The sequence below is a fragment of the Tunturiibacter empetritectus genome (genome assembly GCF_013410875.1).
Lineage (GTDB): Bacteria > Acidobacteriota > Terriglobia > Terriglobales > Acidobacteriaceae > Edaphobacter > Edaphobacter empetritectus.
On record NZ_JACCCU010000003.1, the window covers coordinates 21,564 to 40,524 of the forward strand.

17 protein-coding genes and 1 pseudogene are annotated in these 18,961 nt (G+C 54.3%); 5 read left to right on the forward strand and 13 right to left on the reverse strand.

Annotated features, from left to right (window positions below; translation table 11 throughout):
* Positions 1–199: 199 nt before the first annotated feature.
* The 5 genes from HDF08_RS17885 to HDF08_RS17905 are packed head-to-tail and all read right to left on the reverse strand — an operon-like array spanning position 200 to position 5,636.
* Positions 200–673, reverse strand: a complete 474-nt coding sequence (locus HDF08_RS17885; RefSeq protein WP_179640057.1) for a hypothetical protein — start codon at positions 671–673, stop codon at positions 200–202.
* Positions 670–2,577: a glycoside hydrolase family 15 protein gene (locus tag HDF08_RS17890; RefSeq protein ID WP_179640058.1), complete on the reverse strand. Its 1,908-nt coding sequence runs from the start codon at positions 2,575–2,577 to the stop codon at positions 670–672. The genes HDF08_RS17885 and HDF08_RS17890 overlap by 4 nt, the downstream gene beginning before the upstream one ends.
* Positions 2,568–4,145, reverse strand: coding sequence for a GMC family oxidoreductase (locus HDF08_RS17895; RefSeq protein ID WP_179640059.1), 1,578 nt, complete (start codon positions 4,143–4,145; stop codon positions 2,568–2,570). The genes HDF08_RS17890 and HDF08_RS17895 overlap by 10 nt, the downstream gene beginning before the upstream one ends.
* Positions 4,135–4,794 (reverse strand): gluconate 2-dehydrogenase subunit 3 family protein, encoded by a 660-nt coding sequence (locus tag HDF08_RS17900; protein ID WP_179640060.1) that lies wholly within the window; start codon positions 4,792–4,794, stop codon positions 4,135–4,137. Before HDF08_RS17900 ends, HDF08_RS17895 begins: the two co-directional genes overlap by 11 nt.
* Positions 4,794–5,636, reverse strand: a complete 843-nt coding sequence (locus tag HDF08_RS17905) for an alpha/beta fold hydrolase (RefSeq protein ID WP_179640061.1) — start codon at positions 5,634–5,636, stop codon at positions 4,794–4,796. The genes HDF08_RS17900 and HDF08_RS17905 overlap by 1 nt, the downstream gene beginning before the upstream one ends.
* A gap of 382 nt (positions 5,637–6,018) precedes the next feature.
* Here HDF08_RS17905 and HDF08_RS17910 point away from each other — a divergent pair, with 382 nt between their 5' ends.
* From HDF08_RS17910 to HDF08_RS22280, 3 genes are all read left to right on the forward strand, one after another.
* Positions 6,019–6,504 carry a DUF1440 domain-containing protein gene (locus tag HDF08_RS17910; RefSeq protein WP_179640062.1) on the forward strand — a complete coding sequence of 162 codons (486 nt, stop codon included), beginning with the start codon at positions 6,019–6,021 and terminating at the stop codon, positions 6,502–6,504.
* A gap of 213 nt (positions 6,505–6,717) precedes the next feature.
* Positions 6,718–7,725: an SDR family oxidoreductase gene (locus tag HDF08_RS17915; RefSeq protein WP_179640063.1), complete on the forward strand. Its 1,008-nt coding sequence runs from the start codon at positions 6,718–6,720 to the stop codon at positions 7,723–7,725.
* A 92-nt stretch (positions 7,726–7,817) separates the two neighbouring features.
* Positions 7,818–8,180, forward strand: a complete 363-nt coding sequence (locus HDF08_RS22280; protein WP_353070362.1) for a vitamin K epoxide reductase family protein — start codon at positions 7,818–7,820, stop codon at positions 8,178–8,180.
* Between the two features lie 12 nt (positions 8,181–8,192).
* Here HDF08_RS22280 and HDF08_RS17925 read toward each other — a convergent pair whose 3' ends face one another.
* The 5 genes and pseudogenes from HDF08_RS17925 to HDF08_RS22335 form a co-directional block, all read right to left on the reverse strand.
* On the reverse strand, positions 8,193–8,636 hold the full coding sequence (locus tag HDF08_RS17925) for a hypothetical protein (protein ID WP_179640065.1): 444 nt from the start codon (positions 8,634–8,636) through the stop codon (positions 8,193–8,195).
* A gap of 248 nt (positions 8,637–8,884) precedes the next feature.
* Positions 8,885–9,343: a recombinase family protein gene (locus HDF08_RS17930; protein WP_179640066.1), complete on the reverse strand. Its 459-nt coding sequence runs from the start codon at positions 9,341–9,343 to the stop codon at positions 8,885–8,887.
* Positions 9,344–10,856: 1,513 nt separating this feature from the next.
* Positions 10,857–11,753: a DUF5700 domain-containing putative Zn-dependent protease gene (locus tag HDF08_RS17935; protein ID WP_179640067.1), complete on the reverse strand. Its 897-nt coding sequence runs from the start codon at positions 11,751–11,753 to the stop codon at positions 10,857–10,859.
* Between the two features lie 92 nt (positions 11,754–11,845).
* Positions 11,846–11,980 (reverse strand): annotated as a pseudogene (locus HDF08_RS21490) (helix-turn-helix domain-containing protein); the annotation flags it as partial.
* Between the two features lie 67 nt (positions 11,981–12,047).
* On the reverse strand, positions 12,048–12,497 hold the full coding sequence (locus tag HDF08_RS22335; protein ID WP_306459727.1) for a recombinase family protein: 450 nt from the start codon (positions 12,495–12,497) through the stop codon (positions 12,048–12,050).
* A 547-nt stretch (positions 12,498–13,044) separates the two neighbouring features.
* Here HDF08_RS22335 and HDF08_RS17945 point away from each other — a divergent pair.
* The gene (locus HDF08_RS17945) at positions 13,045–13,347 is read left to right on the forward strand and encodes a hypothetical protein (RefSeq protein ID WP_179640068.1); all 303 of its coding nucleotides are present in this window, start codon (positions 13,045–13,047) and stop codon (positions 13,345–13,347) included.
* Between the two features lie 109 nt (positions 13,348–13,456).
* Here the strand turns inward: HDF08_RS17945 and HDF08_RS17950 are convergent, their stop codons facing one another.
* A complete protein-coding gene (locus HDF08_RS17950; protein WP_179640069.1) occupies positions 13,457–13,879 on the reverse strand; it encodes a hypothetical protein in 423 nt (140 codons plus the stop codon).
* Positions 13,880–13,981: 102 nt separating this feature from the next.
* Here HDF08_RS17950 and HDF08_RS17955 point away from each other — a divergent pair, with 102 nt between their 5' ends.
* Positions 13,982–14,743: a GNAT family N-acetyltransferase gene (locus HDF08_RS17955; protein WP_179640070.1), complete on the forward strand. Its 762-nt coding sequence runs from the start codon at positions 13,982–13,984 to the stop codon at positions 14,741–14,743.
* Between the two features lie 735 nt (positions 14,744–15,478).
* On the opposite strand, the gene HDF08_RS17960 is transcribed toward HDF08_RS17955, so the two are convergent.
* Both HDF08_RS17960 and HDF08_RS17965 read right to left on the reverse strand, forming a co-directional pair.
* Positions 15,479–16,654, reverse strand: a complete 1,176-nt coding sequence (locus tag HDF08_RS17960; RefSeq protein ID WP_179640071.1) for a tetratricopeptide repeat protein — start codon at positions 16,652–16,654, stop codon at positions 15,479–15,481.
* Positions 16,655–16,814: 160 nt separating this feature from the next.
* Positions 16,815–18,866, reverse strand: a complete 2,052-nt coding sequence (locus HDF08_RS17965) for a beta-N-acetylhexosaminidase (protein ID WP_179640072.1) — start codon at positions 18,864–18,866, stop codon at positions 16,815–16,817.
* Positions 18,867–18,961: the final 95 nt, after the last annotated feature.

The window sequence follows — 18,961 nt, forward strand, 5'->3', positions numbered from 1 at the left end:
GACGAAGGCCAATAGCATCACCGCGAGGAGCTTTGTGTCCGCCAATGGAATCCAGTGAAGCGCATAAGCGCTGAGCAATGCATTTCCCACTCCGAAGCCGAAGCATCCGAGGGGGAGGGCAGTGCCATAAGGACGCACGACAATCCTTGTGATTGACTGGACATCCGCTGGTTTTGTGTTCTCATCGCTCATATCTGCTTCATGCATTGCAAAAACTGCCGAGAACGGTTCCAAAGATTACGTGCGAAAGCAAAACCGCAATGGGTGTCTTGGCGCCATAGTTGAGTGCAAGAAAACCAGGTGGTTCCAGCCTGCGTGTTGCTGATGGCCCAGCCCATTCGGTCGCCATCCGCGGGTGCAGGTTGGGCATCAGAGACATACCCAGTGTCAGGACGATAGTGCCTTGAACAGCCCCAAAGAGGGCGCCTCGCCACCAGGAAGGGCCGCCAAGAAAATGGAAAGCCACGATGTACGGCAGGGCGAAGATTAAACCGCTTACGATGTGCAGTCCAAAGCCCCACAAGCGAGCTTTTGATCGTGCCGAAGTAACCATTGTGCCGAGCATAAAGGGCAAGCTCATCCGAGTGAGGTGAAGGGCTTGAGTAATCGACTCGAATGTAGCTTGTGCGAGCGTCGCCATGACGCCCCAGAACAACCAGCTTTGCCAGTTCATTGCTTCGCCTCGATCCATTGACGTGCGCTATTTCTCACGTCCTCTGCAACTTCTTTTCGTCGTTTTTCAATGGCAAGTGCAGCGCTGATCAGACCAATATGTGTAAAAGCCTGTGGGAAGTTTCCCAGCGCGGCACCGCTCTTCGGGTCGATCTCTTCGGCGAACAAGCCGACATCATTCGCGTACCGGAGAAGTTCTTCAAAGGTTTCCTCTGCTTGTTTCAGGCTACCTCCGCCCATGGCCAGATGCTCAACTGCCCAAAAACCGCAGATGCCGAAAGCTCCTTCCTCAGGGAATGTACCTCTACCGTCCGGTCGATTTCGGTAGAGGAGGGACCCGCCCGCACCTAGCTCATTCTTGATGCGGTTATAGGTGCCTTGAAGCCGCTCTGAAGAAGCTTCGTGGAAGTTGTGGAATGACATGAGCAGAAGACTAGAGTCCATCTTCTCCGACCCCGGCTCACTAGCGTAACTACGGATGCGGTTGTTCCAGGATTGGGTTTCGATAAAAGTGCGGATTTCATTCCGAGTCTTTTTGAACGCTTCGATCTGCTTTACGTCGATCGTCCCGGTCTCTGCAAATTTAACAAGCTCGTCGAGCGCCACCCAACATAACAGAAGAGAATGTGTATGCAAGACCGGCTCACCCCTTGGCTCCCAGATTCCCGCGTCCGGTTCGCGCCAGTGTTTGCATACATAATTGCCGAAATTGACGATTGTTTTTGCGGTGTCCCGGTCGAGCTTGCCTTTGCCCTTGTACAGCTTCGCCGAGGCGCAGATGACCTCCCCATAGAGGTCCATCTGCACTTGCGAGCGGGCCGAGTTTCCCATCATAACCGGGACCGAACTCCTGTAGCCGGACAGGCGCGGCAGCTCTTTCTCTTCGCCCACGATATTTCCGTAGACGTCATACACTACCATTAACTTAGGTTGCGTCAGACGCGTCGCATGAAGCATCCATTCGACAAAGGCTTCAGCCTCAAGCTCGTGACCCGTGCCGCACAACACATGGACAGCCACAGAAGCGTCGCGCAGCCAGCAATATCTGTAGTCGTAGTTCTTGTCGCCGCCGATCTGTTCCGGCAGCGAAGTTGTCGCAGCGGCAACGAACGCTCCAGAGGGAGCAAAATGGAGCATCTTAAGCGCCAGCACACTTCGCAAGACGGCTTCACGATATTCCCCGGAGTAAGAACACTTCGCAGACCACATCTGCCACCAGTCGATGGTTCGAGTGAGCGCAGCGAGTGACCCTTCAGGAAATGCGAGTGCCGCGGGCGCATCAGTCGCGAAAGTCAGCGAGAAAGATAGTCGATCTCCCGCTTGGATATTGGTCATACCGGTCGCACCGGAGGGATTGAGCTTAAACTCCATCTGGCTTTGTAAGCGAACAACCGCGCCCGGGATGTCAACGCGAAGACCGAGCTTCCCGTTATCTTGGATATCGGGCTTCTTTGTTCCATACTGGGGTCGCGGATTGAATTGCACATTGATCTCTACTTCTCCGGTCACTCCTTCGAGGATACGGATCAGTTCCCGCTGAGGAACGAGACGGCCGGATGTGAATTCTTCTCCGGCAACCGGCATGAAATCGGTCAATCGAACGGTTCCCGTCTGAGTCTCGAATGTTGTTTGGAGCACGTTTGTGTCGTGCACGTATTTTCGGCTTGTGGTGAAGGTAGTCGCGGGGCAGATCTGCCAGCTGCCTCCGTTCTCTGGCCCTGTGAGATAAGCAAACATAGAAGGGCTGTCAAAGCACGGCCAGCAAAGCCAATCAATCGACCCCTCGGTCGAAACCAGCGCGGCCGAGCGGCAATCCCCAATGACTGCGTAATCCTCAATTCCAAGCTGGAGGCGAGAAAAGGTGGCCGGAAGCTCCTGAATCGGCATGGATTGACTCATCGCCATTCCCCATCCTGAAGAAATATATCTGCTGTCCGCAGGGACAGCGCCATGATCGTGAGTGCGGGGTTTGCGGGTAGTGCAGACGGGAAGACAGAGTTGTCGCAAATCCATAGATTTGGCACATCGAAGCTCCGTCCGTTCGGATCGACCACATTCGTATTTGGATTGTCGCCCATACGGCACGTGCCGATTGTGTGTGCCGATCGTTGGTAGGTCCAGATGTCGGTTGCCCCGGCGGCCTTCCAGGCAGCCGTCATGAGATCCTGGGCATGTCGACTCATACGCAGTTCGTTCTCGCCATAACTGAAGTGAACACGTGCCTTCTTCATACCCAGGGCATCGCTCTCCTCGGATAGTTCGAGGAAATTGTTTTCAGATGGAAGGCAATCGCCGTTAATCCCAATACCGGCGACGTGGTTGTACTGTTGCAAGTAATCGACGAGCGGTTTACCCCAAAGGCCGCGCCCTCGCGCCACTTGCATCGACCATGTGACCGGAACGATGCCCAGGCTTTGAGTGAGGTAACCGCCGGCGAAGCCTGCCTGTGCAGGCCGAATCGTGTCTTCGCTGATCAGAGACGCGGGAAAGCCTTTGTTCGGCCGGGTTTCATCGGCGAACGTCCCCCATACCTGCGTAGCCACATGTGCCATGAAGTTGCGACCGACCTGTCCGCTGGAGTTGCCGAGTCCTTCCCCATGCCCTCCATTGCAATGCAAGAGGAGCCGCGGTGTCTCGACCGCTCCAGCGCACAGGAACACAACCTTGCAGCGCTGTCGAATATTCTCATCGCCATGCCGATAGATTACGGCACTCACTCTTCCTTGATTGTTGAGTTCGAAGTTGTGCACAAAGCATTCAGGCCGGATCTCTGCGCCAGCTTTAACGGCTGCGGGGAGATAGGTCACATCCATGCTGGCTTTCGCGCCGTTGCGACAGCCTTGATGGCAGTATCCGCGATTCACGCAGGCGTGTCGGGCCTCATACCCTTCCTGCTGGTAATCGCTAGAGACAGCAGCCACCGGCGCCTCGCTGGTGCGGAGGCCAAGTTCGCGAAAGCCTCGCTGCATCAGTTCTGCGGGTGCATTCAAAGGTACAGGGAGCAGCGGATACCTTCGCTCCGGGTCCCAGGGATATAGTGCCGGACCTGAGACTCCGAAGAACCTTTCGAGCTTTTCGTAATAGGGCCTCAGATCGTCCACCCTCATCGGCCAGTCAACACCTATGCCGAATTCAGAATGAATCCTAAAATCACGCGGGTCAGCCCGTGGTACAAACGCTCCCCAGTGAAGCATTGAGCCGCCAACGCCTGTGCCGCTATTGTTACCACCGAACGCCGTCGGAGTGTTTCCTGCACTAAGCCGTTCGCCAAGCCAATAAAGCTCCGAGGCTGCAACTTCGTCAGTCGCAAAATCACGTCCCGGATCCCAGTTGCGTCCAGCTTCGAAAGCAACTACTCGCAATCCAGCACGAGCCAGCTTCGCCAACAATGGCGCTCCACCCGCGCCCGTGCCGATCACTACTGCATCTACTACTTCGTCCGTTCCATATCGCCGCATCGAATCAAGATTCATTCTCCCGCACCTTTGCCTTCGGCTCCCACCCCTCAACCTTGCCGAGACCCAATTGAACGAAACCGGATAATGCCGCCGAGTCTGCTCCATCCGCGATCCCGCTATACCCTAACTGTGCCAGGGTCTCAGGGTGTGACATATAAATCCCCGTAACGTCCCCCCGCAGATCCTCGAACCACCGTTGCATCTGAGTTGCGCTGAGACTCGCGACGTCAACACCAGAATCAGGCTCGCCCGCCTCCATCTCTCCGCTTTCGATCACCCTCAGGACCTGGTTCTTCTTCTCTGAGAGCAATTCAGCAAAACACGCCCGAAACTCTCTGCGCGCATACCGATCGATCGCCGCTAAGGCTCCGCGATAAGCCGTCAGATCTGGTGGTAGCTCCGAATAACGCCATCCCTTTCCTTGTCCCACCGCCAACCGCGCATCAATGCACGTTGCGAAATCGATAGAACGATCGGGCATCGGCGTTACGCATTCCGCGAGCGCCTGGAGTATCTTTTTTTCGCCCGTCGATAGGGCCGTCTTTCTGCCTGGCTCATCTGAAGATCGGAGCCGCTTCAACAGGACCTCACGCGTCGGAGTGCTTACGCGGTCGGAGTCAATGAGAGCTAAATAAGAAGGATCGATTTTCTCTTTTGTGATCATCACCCTCGCCTCTCGAAATCCGGTACGATGCGATCTGCGAAGTCGGCGATAAGCTTCGCCAGTTCCTGCGGCCGTTCCATAGGAAGGAGATGAGCTGCACCGGCCAACACCTTCAGTTGTGCATGGGGAAGATGAGGCATTACCAGCTTTGCCTGCGCATCAAAACCCAGCGCTTTGTCTTTGTCTCCCGCCACGACAAGTGCCGGTAAATTCAGTTCTCCCACGCGCTCCGCCCAATCCTCTTTGCTCCCGGAGTCAAGCCATGCATTCCACGCCGCACAGTTCATGCGCAACACATCGGAGACTGCACGTGTGAAGACGTGGGACGGGAGTGTCTGGGCTGAGTTTTCTTGAATGAATTTCTCGGCATGCTTTCGATAACTGTTTCCCGGCCTCCCGAGTCTGGCCTGCATCTCAGTCCGCTTGTCGTCGCTCATAGGCTCGGGAGACGCCGGCGACGATGCTACCAATACCAAGCCTGCCAACCCCGCGAGTTCCGGGTCATTCTTCGCACGAAGTGCAACGACCATGGAAACCTTGCCAGCCATGCTATGTCCCGCCAGCACGAAGCGCTTGAGCTTCAGGGTTTTCAGTCGCGCGATAATGTAATCGGCCATGAGCGCAACCGAGTATCCGTTGACCTCTGCGGCATCACCAAATCCGGGCAGATCGATGCCGACACACTGCAATCGGGGGGAAAGCAGTTCGATCACCTCCGCCCATTCCTTCCAACTGCCGCCGAGAAACGGCATTACTACCAAAGAAAGACCAGCGTTGTCTTTGCCAGGAGATTGTTTCAGGAGCACTTTCGTATCAGATTCATAGGCTGTTTGTCTTTCCATACATTTCACACTTCCTTCAGAAACAGCTTGTCGATCTTGAAAGTCCCAACATTCGACATGTATGACGTCAATTTGGTTACAAACCTATTGACATTCGATGCACTTTTGCGAACCAACGGGTGTAGTTTTGAGTCTGCGTTCGCTCACGCGACAGCTGTAATGTTATGAATCTTGTTAAGCCGGCACACGAAAGCAAAGCACGAGATCCTACGAATAAAGACTTAAGTGATTTTCGGTCTAAATTGTAACCGCACGCATGGTTTGAGCGTCAGACTGCTAGCAGAACGAAACTGCTTTTTCACACGCACCCACTAAGCGATGACTCCTCTTTGAAAGTGCTGGAAGAAAGAGGAGTGTTGCTTTGTTAAGGAATCAACACATCATGAACATTCAGCGCCCGTCCCGACATTTCATCGCTCAAGGCCTTCTGGCTGGATTAATTGGCGGCGTGGGAGGTTCAGCAGCTAAGTTGATCGGTGAGGCTGTTTATCCTCCGAGAACGCAAGGGCAAGAACCCCCTCCTGCTGTCTTGGCGGAGAAAGTCGTCGGTCATCCGCTTAGTGAGACTCATAAAGAAATTGCAACCCAATTCTTTCACTGGACACTTGGAACGAGTATCGCTGGAGCGTACGGAGTGGCGGCGGAGTTTTCGCCTATCGTAACGGTTGGCTACGGCGTGGCGTTTGGGATCGCGGTCATGCTGGGTACCCATGAATCGACACTTCCTCTCCTGGGTCTCGACAAACCGCCGACGCAGCAGCCGTTGCGAGAGCACACAAGCGAACTTGCGACCCATTCTCTCTACGGTTTTGTCGTGGAGTTTATTAGAAGGCGCCTCATTAAGCGGTGGAGGGCTGTTGCATCCTAATGACTGAGGCTTGATATCAGTCGATTTACAAAAGACATTCTTCCAGCAACTTGCTGCCATTGAGCATCAAAGTCGTAGGTTGCATGATGCAAAGTTTCATCAATGGGAAGAACCTACGAGTTTAGGTTGAGAAGACGGCTGGCAAATTCAATTCACTGGACGACATAAGATCGTATCGATAAAAGCATTTGCAGTAGAGGTCGCAAGTCAATCATGAGCTCACCACCTGTTGTTGTGATTACGGGAGCGTCTGCTGGTCTGGGCCGCGCAATTGCGCATGCTTATGCCAAACGCGGCGCAAAACTAGGCCTTCTAGCCAGAAGTTCAGAGGCACTCGCTGCGGCTCAGCGCGAATGCCATGAGTTTGGCGGCCAAGCAATCTTCATTTCCGTCGATGTCTCGGACGCTGAGGCGGTGGAACGGGCAGCTAGCCAGATTGAGCAGGAGTTGGGTCCAATCGATATATGGATCAACAACGCCATGGTCAGTGTGTTCTCTCCAGTCAAAGACATGGAGGCATCTGACTACAAGCGTGTTACAGACGTGTTGTATCTCGGGTTCGTTTATGGAACATTATCCGCTTTGCGCCGGATGCTGCCGCGCAATAGGGGAACAATCGTTCAAATTGGCTCCGCGCTTTCGTATCGTTCGATTCCTTTGCAATCGGCCTACTGCGCGTCCAAACACGCCATCAATGGCTTTACTGACTCACTTCGTTGTGAACTGTTTCATGATCACAGCAACGTTCGACTCACCGCCGTACACATGCCCGCGATGAATACGACTCAGTTTGGCTGGGTAAAGAATCGGATGCCGCACAATACCCAACCGGTCCCTCCAATCTTCGAACCGGAGATCGCCGCGGAAGTAGTAGTGGCTGCGGGATTAGCGAAACATCCTCGTCGTGAATATTGGGTGGGCGCACCAACGATCGCCGCGATCCTCGCCCAGAAGGTGGTTCCAGGCTTGCTTGATCGATATCTCGGCAGGACAGGATACAAAGCGCAACAGCTGATGGATGAGCCTAGCGATCCGAATGCTCCCAACAACCTGTACGAACCAGTCGCAGGAGCGCACAATACGCGTGGCAAGTTCGACGACCGATCCAAGCATACCAGTGCAGAGGTCTTCCTCTCCATGCACCGTACGTGGCTTGTTCTTGGGGCTGCGGCTCTGGTCGGCGCAGGCGTTGCTGCGTTTGGCGGAAGGAGACGTTCGTGAGGGTAGACAAGAAAGGTCACTCGGAGAATATAGCCCTTGTCACCGCAACTTCGGCTGCAATCCTGACTTTGTTACCAGTGGCGGCTCACCAGGTGGGCCTACTCTCGCACTTACCGGATCCGCCCTTTGCCATCTTTACCTCCGATGACATTACCGAATCGAAAGCAGCGCACCCATTAGGAATTCCAGACGGTCTTCTTGGGCTCGGAAGTTATGGGGGCACTCTCGCACTTATCCTACTTTCGCGACGACACCCGATAGCACGGAAGATGCTTGTCGTGAAATTGGTAGCCGATGGATCGGCTGCAAGTTTCAATGCAGTTAGGCAATTGGTGTCGTTCGGAAAATTATGTTCGTGGTGCACCGGTACGGTTCTTTGTACTGCAGCTATGGTCTTCGCGGGACGAAAACTCATCGCACAAGAAACCGTTGTCGTGAGTCGGCGCCTCAGTTAACTCTAACTTTAATTAAAAGTAGAAGCCGTGGATCCTGTGGTGAGCGAACAGTTCAGCAAAAACAAGAAGTACAGTTATAACGCTCACCCAAAACGTGAACTGCTCCATACGCTTCTTGTGTGCTGATATTGGAGTCAGACGCCACTGAGCTGACGGTCTTCGGCGAAGTCGCCTCACTTGCCAAAGAACGGCGAAATTGAGAGCCGCGCCAGCGAGAGCAAAGATCAGCATCGGCAGCCTAATCCGATCCCTATGAAAATCCTGCGAAGGAGCAGACGTGGCAATCGAGGTAACGAATGCCGCTAAGCCAATCGCGAAACGCATGCCGCTGGCTGCGATCACCGCAGTACAAACGCTTTGAAGAAAGGCGAATGCCAGCGCCGACCACGCGAGAGCCCCGCTACGGGTCTCGATTCGCTCCATTCTCTGAAGTTCATCTACTGTCTGTTGCGCCATCTATCCATTCTCACACCATTTGTCAGGCTCGTCTTAGAATTTAGCCGAGGCTTTTAAGGTCTGATTCGACGGTGTAAAGACATCATTGCGTAACTACACATCGATCAATGAGTTCCACACGATTCAACCGCGATTTCCAGACGCGGATTCAGCACAATCCCGGTTGTCGGAACCCGCAAAGGCGTGTGTAGCAATGAACAAAGGTGTCTTGCGCGTTGAACCGCCGCACGCTGCAATGCAATCTGAAACTACAGATACTTAGCGACCGAACAATTGGTCAAATCCTCGGCGGTTCGATTCGGGACTGATCTGATCGGCTGTTGAAGCTTTCCACTTGCACGAAGAGTCGGCTTTGGACGGCGCCCTCCGATACGACCTTGGTCACGGGCGGACTCCAGGCCCGCTCGCGTTCGCTCACGCAGCATGGCTCGCTCAAATTCCGCAAACGATCCGATCATCTGCATCATCATTCGGCCGGCGGGTGTCGTGGTGTCGATCGCCTCTGTGAGGCTGCGGAAACCCGCCTTCGCTTCCTGTATCCGCTCCATGATCGTGAGGACATCCCTCAATGATCGCGAAAGCCGGTCCAGCTTCCAGACGACCAGGACATCTCCTTTACGAAGATGGTCGAGCAGTCGTTGCAGCTCAGGACGATTCCAGCGCCCCCGGGTGGCCTTCTCCCGGAAGCAATCCAGATGGGATACCATTCGTTACCACTTTGTAGACTGTCACAATCCACACACCTCCCGTGAGGACGATGAATAGCCCATCAATCCATCCCAGCCGCTTCTTTTCTCGCGAGTTTGCCATGGGTATTTCGATGTTAGCCGACGCGGTCGCAGCTGCAAACTGGGTTCCCAGCAACGCCTCCCCAACAACCGGAGTTGTCGTCGGTAGCGGAGAGCTGACGTTTAGCGGATTAAGTCAAAGTGCTAAATGAGGTCATCTTAGATATTGTGGACGGAAATGCTCAGAAGCTGTGTATGCCTCTTCTTGATCTTTTGCAGCATGGGGTCGAGCTTTCTTTCCGGTCAGGAGTTGCAGAGGAGACTTGACACGGAGAAGGGTGAGACACGCGATGCCCTATCGGCACACCCTCTCTCTTGGTGGACCAAGGACCTGTTGCGACTGGATTCGAGCGGAGATCTCATGCTTGGCTTTAAAGCACCCGACGGCCAACCTCTCACAGCGAAAGACTACCGGACAAAACAAACGATAACCAAAGTGGGTGTCCTCGCAGGACACGCTATCCTTCAAGTACAAACCTCCATTCACCCGGGTCCGCGAGTGATCGCAGCAGGTTTGCCTCTGATGACGGGAGCGCAGGAGAGTGGAAAGATTTGCTTGTATCTACGGGGAGCGAAGGCTTATACGTCGAAATCTACGCGCTGCACTATGACGGAGGTGGGCTGATCCATGAGACAACAGCGCAGCTGTTTGGATCGGGAGCGAATGCCTTTTTAGGTAGCTATGATCCAGATACTGGAAACGGCGGCGGTTGTCTTGACGGCTACTGGTGGATCGACAACAAGGGTCCTCACGAAGTCAATTTTTCTCCCCTGCTCGAAGCAATCAAGCGTGAGATTCCGGCGAATTCCAGGTTCACTCCGAACTGCTGGGCTCTGCACCCTGAGACTTCTGAATTGAAGAGCTGGGTGCAACGTAGGGACGCCGAGTGTCGCGCTTGTGGCGGTCTCGGGGAGATACATGCTGTCTATAGGATCGAGCAAGGCGTCGCTAAACCCGTATCCGTTAGCTTCAAAGCTACCAAACCGTAGTTCGGACCGATTGGCTTTCTTGTCTTCTCTGAAACGAACGTTTCAGAGCAGTACGCTGCCCCAACCCTTTGGTTTATGAACCCAAAGGGCGTGACAACTCCTTACGACCTGATAGGCCAGGGCCGCTCCTCCAATGAGTGACTCGGTCTGGTAGCAAGAATCGAGAGCGATCTCCAATATTGAACAGGCTCATTCATTGCTTAAACCCAACATTGCTGTTACCAGGGGCAATCTGCCAGTTTCAGCGACCTGCTCAAAGGGACATGCCCCAGGGCCGTGGCGCGACAGCACGTTAGTTTTGGCTGTTCAGTTTGGCGATGAGTTGCGGTGTCCAAGTTGCTAACGTCGCACCGTTGGCATCCGCCTGCTCAGCAATCTGGTTGTAGAAAACGAGCAGCTTTCTGGGATCAAGCAGGCACTCATTGAGTGCGGATCGACCATACTATTTTTCAACCAGGAATGCCATCTCGTAGCCGACGGTATACCAGCCGCCCTGAATTTCGCCCCAGAATGGAGCCGCTCGCTTTCGGATCTCTGTATCGGGGGTCAATTTCCCATCGAGAATATCCATCAAAAGCTGCTGTATCGATTGAAGATCGACATTGAAGTGCATCATGTCGGCGTCCCACCGAGCTCGTGCTACCCCGTCATCTTCCCAATGCGGGTGTCGGTCCGCCGATCCCGCCGCGGCGAGCATCGCTTCCCCCTCGCCAAACCCACCGATCCATTCCATCGCTTTTTTCACATTGAGTGGCAGCCCGGCTTGTATCGCGTCCTGCTGTTTTTCGAGGCTTGCTAGCCCAATATGATGACATTCGTGGGCGACGGTATTCTCGAATTTGTCTTGAGACTGCTTTTCAAGGTAGAGGAAGATTGCGGGGCTCTCGCCCTGTTTAGCCCAGACAAAGCTATTGTGTACCGGCTTGATCTCAGGAAAGACGCGGGCGTGGATAGTTGCGCCGGGCGGCAACCACGTCAGCACGTTGGCTCCCAACGCAGCCATGTTTGCCTTTTCAAGATTGGTGAGCGTGTCGTGCCACTCTGCTCTCTTGCTGAGCGTTTCTGGCTGGAGAAGAAAGTGCTTGAATGTTTCGTCCGTAAATTCTCGCCCCATGGCGGCTTCGCGGTCTTTTAGCCACTGGTACGGAGTGGTTGCAAAGAGCCTTTGCCAGTCTTCAGGATTTACCGCTTGATGGGCGGCTTCCTTATCAAGGATTTGCAAAGCCTGTTCAGCTTCGGAAGTGTCCAAGGTGAGCTGGACTGAGGGCGTTGTTTGCGCGGTGGCCAACCGTACTCCACATAAAACTGTAACCAGAAAGACGATCGCTCCTTTGTGCAAGGGCCGCTCCTAAGAAAGATTAGCTACATACATTAATAACGTGCTTCGGGTGGTACTTGTTGCGACGATAGCTTTTCGCTAGGCCTGCCCAACTAGGCTGAAGCGGCAGGTGTAAGGAGACGGTAGAGAGTGGCCGGATGAACGCTGAAGGTACGGGCGACCTCGCGGACGTGTTTGCCTTCCTTGAGCAGTCTTTTGGCGAGCTCGCGCTGATTTTCATTCATCTTCTTGGGGCGACCGAAGCGGACGCCGCGCTTGTGCGCGTCCGCCCGTCCGGTCCGGTGCGTTCGCGGATCAGATCACGTTCAGATCGGCGATACCAGCAAAGATGGTCATGATCATCTTGCCGGCGTGGGTGGTGGTGTCGGCCCAGGGTTCCGAAATAGATTGAAAGCGGGCGCCGACCTGATTGATCGTCTCGACGATTTCCAGCAGATTGCGGGTGGAGCGAGGCTTCCAGACAGTGACGATGTCGCCCTCGCGGAGCTGATCGAGCATTCGGTTCAACTCCGGGCGGTCTCGGTACGCCCCGGAGACTTTTTCCCGGAAGACAGCCGTTGATCTTCGGTCGAGACCCTCGCATACCCTATCTTCATTGAACCTGCCTCCCAATCCTTTTGCAAAATATATCGCACTCAGGATTCCTAATGCGAGACTCGCCCCTGTTCTCTCCAGGACCGTCAACCCGTATGGCAGCGTACACGCCAGCGGGCACAATGGATCTGTCCTGGGACCTCGCCGCAAGACGATCCGCCTCAGACCCTTCAGCAGAGGAAGGCAGACTTTGAGCGGTCGCTTCTGGCGACCCGCTTACCAAAGAAGAAATTCTAGCGACGCAGTGAGATCGGGCGAAGTTTGCAGACTGGCGAGATGGCCCTGTTCAACGATGGATGGCAAAACTGTGGCATGTAGCGAATGAGGACATTCTTTGTTTTGGTCCTGGGGCGCGGAGTTCGATTCTCATGAAGCACGATGGTCGAGGAAAACTCTTCCATCCCAGTAAACCCCGTTCTGAGCAGTCAGCCGGAACGAGGAGCGCGCCCGGCACCATATTCGCTGTCTCAAGAGGCTCGGCTACAACACCTTCGCGGCTGAGTAGAGCGCCCTATTCTCAGAACAATGTCCTGTGTCATGCGTTGAGATCCACCACGGTGACTTTGCACTCTAGAAGCGTCAGTTCAGGGCAGGACATTTTTCAGGTCTAAACAGCTCTGTCTGGTATATGACATAAGCGTATACTCTCGTCACGACAAGGCGGATCGCACCTTTAGCCCGCCGAGGGAGAACTCTCATGGCGAACGCGAAGGTGCTCCTGGTCGATGACGACAACACCATTCGATACAGTCTTAGCATGATTCTGGAGCAGCATGGCTTCAAAGTGAGCAGCGCGGCGAAGCAGATAGCAGATACAGGAGGCGGCCTGACGCTCGATGCGTCAACCCTGACCTTCAATCAACTTCGAGACATTACAACAGCTGCGAGTTCCGGGAAGGCCAAGATCACAGTGAAAAACCTCACCAGTCTTACCTCATTGCAACTCGGCGAACTAAGTGCGCTCGCCCCAGGCTTGATAGTCTTTGATTTAACGAGCTGAAACGAAGCCGTACCGAATCCTGTCTGATGTGTTCGGCTTGATACTGAGGCCCGGACCCTAACGTAACGGAGCGGCCTTAGCCGGGTCTTCATCAATAAAGCCGAACGATCTAACTGCGGGTTCCTGAAAGAGCATCTGGCTTTCCTGCAATTTCGGGCAGCGTTGAAGGCCCTACTCGATTCAGGCACAGACCCGGACTTAGGCAATTTGGCGGGATTGACTCCATTGATGTCTGCTGAGGGCTTTCGAGCCCTTGATCACTGACATTAGCGATGCCGATTGGCACATAGGTGACCGGAGAAAAGATGAGTCCCAAGGAACGCGTTTTTGTCAGCTTTGCATCGGCAGCTCCGCCATAGCCTGCAATGGAAAGACTCAAAAATCTTGGTAGTGCCCTCAATTGCTCCGCGAAGGGAGGCTGGTAGAGGTCATGCCGAAATGGCATTTCCGGACGCTCGACCTTTGGCTTGTCCATCTTGGCAACAGGTACATCCCGCGTCAAGTGCGTGTCTTCAAAGAGTTCGCGAGTCAAATGGTGCCCTCGCTTTTCCCAACTCTCCCGAAATGATCTGCGACATGAAACGAGCTCTCGTTGTCGATACAACACCCCATCAACCCTATCAACAAAACGACCATGAGCGATTCAGCCTTACACCCCTTTGGCGACGCGCTGCTCGATAATCCGATTTGGAATTCGCTCACCACGAGTCACGCCCATCTCGCTGTAGGGTCCCATATTGGACAGGGCCTCGCCCGCCGTTATCCTGCCGAGGTAGGCCCACTCTCGGCTTTCCAGGAACCAACACCGGCTGCATATGCGGACCTGGCCGCTATTGTCCCGGAGGGAGACGTTGCCGTTCTCTTTCTCGAAGACCAACCCGAAATTCCTGCAGGCTGGCAGCTTCTCCGCGGTGGAACACTCGTTCAGATGGTCTGCCCGTCGATTCCGGAACAACCTCCTCTCGACGACACAATTGTCTTGATGGAGGCGGCTGATATCCCCGAGATGGTTGCTCTAGCAGACCTCACTGAGCCGGGACCGTTTCGCCACGATACCGCCAAGCTCGGAGGATTCTTAGGAATTCGGGTCGACGGTCGTCTCGCTGCGATGGCTGGACAACGATTATCCCCAACCGGCTTCGCGGAAGTCAGCGCCGTCTGCACTCACTCTAGTTTCTGCGGCCGCGGATGTGCCCAAGCGCTTGTTGCCGCAGTCACGCGGAACATTCGCGCCGAAGGCCGCACTCCGTTTCTAACCTCCCTTGAGGCAAACACGGGAGCGGTTCGCATTTATCGGCAGGTGGGGTTTGTCGTTCGTCGCACTTTCCAGCTAGCAGTGATCAAGCCACCCTCGCCAGGCATCAAGCGGGTGTCGCGAATCTCGACTCTTCGCTAGACATGAAAATCGGCTCGAACGGAATCGTTCGAGCCGTCATCTGGAACGGCCAACGTTTCAAGCTAGACTTTCTCCCGGACAACACATCGTCTCCAGCAAAAGCCGCCATCAAGGAAGAAGTCAAAGATGCCTATTTGCCAATAATACCCACGATTAGAAATGCAAAAGCTATCGTGAGGAGCAGAACACGCTGCGGTGAGGCATGTCCCATCTGCTCCGGTAATCTAGTGTGCGTCTAAGCTAATGCATTTCAAAGCTCGACCATCGCGACGGGAAGACTCTGGATGACAACGTACCATTAGCGTACATCGACGAACCGAAAACATCCCAGATAGCCCTAAGTCATCCTAAATTGGTCTCAGTCTAAACTCTTTTGGTTTAGTTACTTACTCTCATTCTAAACCGCTTGGCATAATTGGAAGGTGGCCCTGAAAAGGCCGGCATCGGCGGTTCGATTGGTTCGGCTATTTTACCCATGAAGGGTAGAAGCCAAACGGGGGTCCAATAAGGGTCCAATAGCAGCGTTTTTCGGTGTAATCAGTGGCGTAGAGTGCGGTCTGTGCCAACTGGTTTCAATAAGTTGCGTTACATTGAGATCTTGACACGGTAGAGGTCAGCGGTTCGAATCCGCTCGTGCCTACCAAACTCCCCAAACAACTCCTTCATCAGAGACGCCCCTTCCAGTCTGAAAAGGGCACAAGAGCCCCATCTCTATTGCATACCGTTCTCTGTTTCTTATCTGGCAGGTGACTTCGCCGGAGCCTTGTTGTATTTTTCGGAAGCGCTGGACATCACCGTAATTAACGCGTCGTGGGCGGTTCTGTTCTGGTTACGAGCTTTGTCAAATTCGTTCTTCGCTTCACCGGCCTTCCCCATCGAGCGGTACAGCCGCCCCAACCGCATGTGGACATTCACATCGTCCGGTTTGAGTGCGGCAGCCGCTTTGAACTCTCGCAGCGCGTCCTCTTCGCGGTTGGCCTCGGCGTAGACAATGCCCAGATCGAGATGCCCCATAAAAATTGCGGGGTCGACCTTCACCACCTTTTCCAATAAGGACCGGGCGTCTTCATTCCGGTTCATCTGAATCTCTGCGTCTGCCAGGTAGACCATTGCCTGGGTGTAATCCGGTGTATTCTCGAGCTCGGCCTGAAACTCCCGGGAAGCTTCCTGGTACTGCCGTTGCGTCCACAACAAGTACCCCAGTCCGAAGTGCGCGTTAGGTTCCTTCGGATTGACCTGAACCGCAGCGCGAAACTCCCGCGTCGCTCCGGCTGTATCTTTCATCTCATCCAGCGCTTCTCCAACCAAAATGTCGGCCTCGGCGGACTCAGCATTCTGCGCAACCATCCGATGGTAGGTATCCAGAACGCATTGATACTGCTTCGATAACAGGCAGCTATGCGCTAAGGTCAAGAGCAAGGAAAGATTCTGCCCGTCGCGGTCCGCAACTTGTTTAAGGTATGGGACTGCAGCCTGATACTCGCCCAAGCCATAGTGCGACATTCCGACCAACACATTCAGACGCTGCATCTCGGATGTGGATTGCGACTGTAATCTGAGCAGTGGAGTGAAGGTTTGAATCGCCTGTTTGTATTGACCATCCTTGAAGAATGCCAGACCAAGGTTCAAACGCAGGCCGGGCATCGCGGGTTTCAACGCCATGGCCTTCCGATAGTAGACAATCGCCTGCGGGTAATGGCCCTGACGGGCTTCAAGAAGACCCAGTTGGGCAAGCGGCTCGGCATTCGTTGGGTGGGCCTTCGATAAGGCAATCAAGGTAGCTTCGGAATCAGTCGCGCTCTGTGGTTGATCGTGTGGGACCGCTGCCTGCGTCGAATCGCTCTGTGAGTATATGGGTGGATTCCAGGTAACCAGCACCAACGCCAACCAGATGGCTAACCTGTAACTCAATAGATATCTCTCCTCACATCCTCTCAGATTTTCTCTCGCTGAAGCCTGACACGCAACGGCATCGTTTCACTAGGCAGATGACCTCAATATTGGCGCCCTTTTTAGGCAAATCGATAACTAGGAAACGAGAGGATCAGGTGGTGGTCCTCAAAACACATATCTATTGAATCTTGGTTGCCTGTACCAACACTTCTACCCCGGGGACGATCCTGTTCAACAGGACGGCCTCTGGTTTCTCAAACTCCTTGAGTTCGGACAATTGCCTCTTCCGCGTTTCGGCATCTACCGGCGTGCTGTTTTGCAAGGCATCGAGGGCGATTAGACCGGTTGTGGCCGCCTTAGAGAGATTGTGGGACATCGGTACTAACTCGACGGTCAACGCAGATCTCACTAACGAGGGCTGGAGAGTTGCATCATTATCTCGCCACAACAGCAGCCATTGACGCGCCTTCTCCCAATCTCCAGGCGCCGCTTTTCCTGTTGCGATTCGCGCAGCAACCTCGTTGAACCTCCGTGCCGTGTCGCTTTCGGGGGGAACCGTATCGACGAGTCGATTCAGAGGAGAGAACACATCATAAGACTTCAGCTCCTCTCGAGCGTAATCCCTGGGTGGCTGAACCACGCTCGCAAGTACCTGCAGAGCCACTGGATCGGAGTAGCCACTCAGACGCCGTAACATCTGCTCACTGACGCTTTGGTATGGCAAACCGTAATACGAAAGCTTTTGTGAAAGCGTATCGAGACGTTGGTACATGGAGTCGACATCTTTCACACTCTGAGCCGACCAAAGCCGTTCCGCGACGGCGGCGGTCCGCGGCCAGATGCGGCCGTTTACGATCTCAGGTGTGGCATACTCCGTCCACATGGTCGCCTCACCACCGAGGATGTTGGCTGTCTGCGCTGGGGATAGTGCGGCCGTGCCGTTCACCAGAGGATCCACTGCATAATGATCGGCTGCCGATTGATTCAGGTCAACGTAGTAGCCTGCTGACAAAATCCCGCGATAGCCCCTCCGTGCAGCCTCTGCCAGCGAATCCTGGCCACGCCACGACTGAATAACGACATCATGGGGCGTGTCTGGCTGTAACACTTCGTCCCAACCCACCGTAATCTTGTCGCGTTTGGTGACGAGCTTCTGCACCCTGCCTGTGAAGTAGGCCTGTAAGGCAGCGTCATCTTTGAGATGATGCGTTTGCATGAACTGCTTGATGCGCGGGCTAGCGTCCCACTCCTTCCCGTTGCACTCATCCCCGCCGATGTGGAAGTAGGCATCAGGAAACAGAGCAGTCATCTCCCCGAGGAACTGGTCGAGAAACTGATAGGTGCTCTCACGGGTCGGATCCATGGCCGGATCAAAGACCCCCCAGTGACGTTCGATCTTGTACGGTCCGCTGCCACTCGCCAGATCGGGATACCCTACAAACCACGACATTGCGTGACCCGGCATGTCGAACTCCGGGACAACACGAATCCCTCGATCACGAGCGTAATCGAGAATGCCTCGAACCTGATCCTGTGTGTAGTACAGACCATCTGAGCCTTTTTCCTGCAGCAAAGGAAAGGTCTTGCTCTCAATCCGAAATCCCTGATCTTCGGAGAGATGCCAGTGGAAGACATTCATCTTCACCGCCTCCATACCATCGAGATTCTGTCGAATCACATCGAGCGGCATAAAGTGTCGGCCTGAATCGATCATCAGTCCACGCCAGGGAAAGCGTGGCCTATCATCGATTGTCATTGCTGCAACCGCAAATCCTTCAGGAGTGCTCTGCACAAGTTGAAGAAAAGTCTGAAGTCCATGCAGCACGCCGAGCGGATTGGGCGCTGTGAGGAGTGCCCCGGCTGCCGTAATCTCCAAGTGGTAAGACTCATCTTCACCAAGATGCTGCACGGGTGCGCTCGGGCCGGCAGTCTTAATGACTAATTGCGCTCTCTTGAAAGGAGAGGCAGGCAGTTCGGGAATCCCCATTTCACGGTATAGAGTTCCGAAGAAACGTATTCGGGCTCGCTCGAGGCGTGGCTCAGTATAGCCCTCGAATACAACCTGCAGGCCATGATCGACTGACAAACTCCCGGGCCTTTGGACTGCGGCCGCAGGAAGAGGAATGATGGAAAGCGGCGTCTGCGCCCGCACTGACTGCCCGCCAACAGGCAACACTATATAGAACACAAAAATTGCGCAACAGGCTCGCACTACACCAGGTTTAAACATTACACCCTTTTCATTGTTGAACCATCTCGGGCTAATTTGCAAAGAAAATCGTAACGAGCACGGTTGCTTTTTGCAAGACCTTGAGCGTTGCTAAT

Excerpts from the sequence above, each read along its gene's own strand:
- HDF08_RS17885 (WP_179640057.1), bottom strand. The coding sequence starts at position 673 with ATGAACTGGCAAAGCTGGTTGTTCTGGGGCGTCATGGCGACGCTCGCA.
- HDF08_RS17890 (WP_179640058.1), bottom strand. The coding sequence starts at position 2,577 with ATGGCGATGAGTCAATCCATGCCGATTCAGGAGCTTCCGGCCACCTTT.
- HDF08_RS17895 (WP_179640059.1), bottom strand. The coding sequence starts at position 4,145 with ATGAATCTTGATTCGATGCGGCGATATGGAACGGACGAAGTAGTAGAT.
- HDF08_RS17900 (WP_179640060.1), bottom strand. The coding sequence starts at position 4,794 with ATGATCACAAAAGAGAAAATCGATCCTTCTTATTTAGCTCTCATTGAC.
- HDF08_RS17905 (WP_179640061.1), bottom strand. The coding sequence starts at position 5,636 with ATGGAAAGACAAACAGCCTATGAATCTGATACGAAAGTGCTCCTGAAA.
- HDF08_RS17910 (WP_179640062.1), top strand. The coding sequence starts at position 6,019 with ATGAACATTCAGCGCCCGTCCCGACATTTCATCGCTCAAGGCCTTCTG.
- HDF08_RS17915 (WP_179640063.1), top strand. The coding sequence starts at position 6,718 with ATGAGCTCACCACCTGTTGTTGTGATTACGGGAGCGTCTGCTGGTCTG.
- HDF08_RS17925 (WP_179640065.1), bottom strand. The coding sequence starts at position 8,636 with ATGGCGCAACAGACAGTAGATGAACTTCAGAGAATGGAGCGAATCGAG.
- HDF08_RS17930 (WP_179640066.1), bottom strand. The coding sequence starts at position 9,343 with ATGGTATCCCATCTGGATTGCTTCCGGGAGAAGGCCACCCGGGGGCGC.
- HDF08_RS17945 (WP_179640068.1), top strand. The coding sequence starts at position 13,045 with ATGGCGAACGCGAAGGTGCTCCTGGTCGATGACGACAACACCATTCGA.
- HDF08_RS17955 (WP_179640070.1), top strand. The coding sequence starts at position 13,982 with ATGAGCGATTCAGCCTTACACCCCTTTGGCGACGCGCTGCTCGATAAT.
- HDF08_RS17965 (WP_179640072.1), bottom strand. The coding sequence starts at position 18,866 with ATGTTTAAACCTGGTGTAGTGCGAGCCTGTTGCGCAATTTTTGTGTTC.